Annotated in this window: 2 protein-coding genes; both read right to left on the bottom strand. The window is 38.3% G+C overall.

Annotated features, from left to right (window positions below; translation table 11 throughout):
- Window positions 1–374: 374 nt before the first annotated feature.
- A complete protein-coding gene (locus ACT3SX_RS14790) occupies window positions 375–959 on the bottom strand; it encodes a YqiA/YcfP family alpha/beta fold hydrolase (RefSeq protein WP_192992594.1) in 585 nt (194 codons plus the stop codon).
- A 57-nt stretch (window positions 960–1,016) separates the two neighbouring features.
- On the bottom strand, window positions 1,017–1,751 hold the full coding sequence (locus ACT3SX_RS14785; protein ID WP_192520894.1) for a hypothetical protein: 735 nt from the start codon (window positions 1,749–1,751) through the stop codon (window positions 1,017–1,019).
- Window positions 1,752–2,326: the final 575 nt, after the last annotated feature.

Genomic DNA, 2,326 nt, shown 5'->3' with positions numbered 1-2,326 from the left:
CCTATAATTTCCACGTAACTTTCCTCAAAATATTCAATAAAAAACGAGCTATAACCAGCTTAAAAAAGACATTCATAATATATCTATTATCAGTTCTCTTAACTATCAGCGCTGAAAACACTAAGACTTTAAAATATTATATATTATCTCAGAATTGTTGCTGTCGTATAATAACAGGTAACATAGAAAATACATAATCCTATAGGACATATGTTGGATAAATTTTATCAACTTCGTTTTATAGTCAAATAAATCTAAAATAAATACAAGACAGCTGACTACAGGTTATATTAAGTAGTACACCTAAGAAGGAAAGTAACGCCGTAGCGGTTTAGTAGCTTTCTGACTACACAAACACGCCTCAATGACACACCTTAATCTTCACCATGATATGTTGCCTCATCCATCCAAACGATTGGATCTTCGCACAGATGAGTTAAGTGATACCAAATATCACTGCTACGAGCGATGCGGTGATGACCACCTTCAAAGTAATCGACTTCCCAACTATCAGGGAGATTGACTAAAGTTCGTCTAGCAATCGCCACATCCAAACTTTCATCGTCGACTTCTACCATGACGCGCATCATCTCAGTGTTAGATGTAGGGAATGATAACTTCATATCAGCCACTGCAGGAATACGGTCAGCCAATACCTCACTTGGATAGATACAAGGCGCAATCAATAGCGCACGCAGGTTGTATTTATGGGAAAAGTGATTGGCAAACCAGCCACCAAGCGAATGCCCTGCTAATACCACTCGCGGATACTGTGTCATTTTTTCACGGATCAGCGCATCGTAAATCTCAAATACTTCTAAAAAATTGTCTCGGTAATTGACTGTTTGGCAGTATTTTGGTTCACGAGTAATACAAGTATATTTGCTGGTCTCATTACTGGAATCAAGACCATGAAAAAACAACAAAAACGTGTCATTGTTTTCGATAGGAAACATCATAAACTTCTCCTTTTTTAATTATTATTTGGGTTTATGCTCAATAATTTGACTCATAAATTAAACTGGTTTTTGGCTAGCCACCTGCGCTTGGGACAAGCTCAATATCTCCTCACAAGCCTGCATTGAGATGTTTTTTGCAAAGCCTTCATCAAACCAAAAATCATAAACTGTTTGGACAATGGCTCTCACCGCTTCTGTATCTTTCGGCTTTTGCTCTTGTAATCTCATCGCAATGTCTTGTGCCTGTATGTCCGACTCACTATAGGGCGCACTCCAGCCAATACCGTAACGATAAAGCACATCATTGATCGCCAATACGAATATGGCATTTGCAATACCAAATGAACCAATAAGCCTCTCAAGCATTGCACAGCGCTCTTCATAAACGCTGACTTCTATCGGCATATCCGCTCGCTCAAACAGACAATCACAACTCACTATATGCGAAGGCCTGCCAAAATCCTCCCCTAGCAATGAATAAGTTCCTCGAATCCCGCCCTTCTCCACGACATTAAATTGCCAAATCGCATAATGAGTATCTGGCCCTTTATAGGGCACATGTATAAACCATTGCATCAGCGCATCACTGTCATAAAGAATATCAACACTGCCAATACGCACCCCCTGCTTGGGAAGTATGTCCGTGTATAAACTGTCGATATCATCACTATAGAGCGTCACTTTACGTAAGTTTTCATCACTAACATCACCCAACTTCGCCCTTGCTTGTTCTATATTTTGATAGGGTTTAAAAGGCGCTACCCATCTGAGCGTTTCATTAGTATTGTTCACAAAGTAAATGTCATCTTCATAACTGTCTACAGAAACCGTTTCGAGGTAAAATAATGGCTGTTTTCGTACTCGATCTTTTTCATCATTTGCTAGTGCCGTTATACCAGATAGCTTGTCACCAGCTAACCATTGAAAGTTATCTAATCATTTTTTCTCAAATTGACTGGTTGATGTCATCATAGTCATATCCTTATTATTTTGATTGCTTTGTCGCTGTTTTTTGCTGTTGTTATATTCTAATTACTGATTTCAAGCCAGCCGAGTCTATTCGCCATTATTTAAATGACGTCATTATCTATGGAGATAAGTAAATTAATCGGCTTGGTTTAATCTCGTATTGTAAGGATTTTTAGCCACAGCTCTTCGCTATCGCATCGCTAGTCGTTTCTCAACGCTAACGAGCTTTTTTCTACTAAGTTTTTTGTTTATTAATAAATATATTTTTTGAATTTATACAGATTGAGAAGCATTGAACGAAACGTAAATAATACCACTCGAAAAACATCGCTAAGATAGCGTATTAAAGACAACTCAGTTAAGAAGTTAAGCATTGCGCCCTGAGGGTTAACTGTTTG

It is taken from the genome of Psychrobacter sp. AOP31-B2-9 (assembly GCF_052378005.1).
Classification (GTDB): Bacteria; Pseudomonadota; Gammaproteobacteria; order Pseudomonadales; family Moraxellaceae; genus Psychrobacter.
This window is presented reverse-complemented; position numbering and strand designations above follow the sequence as displayed.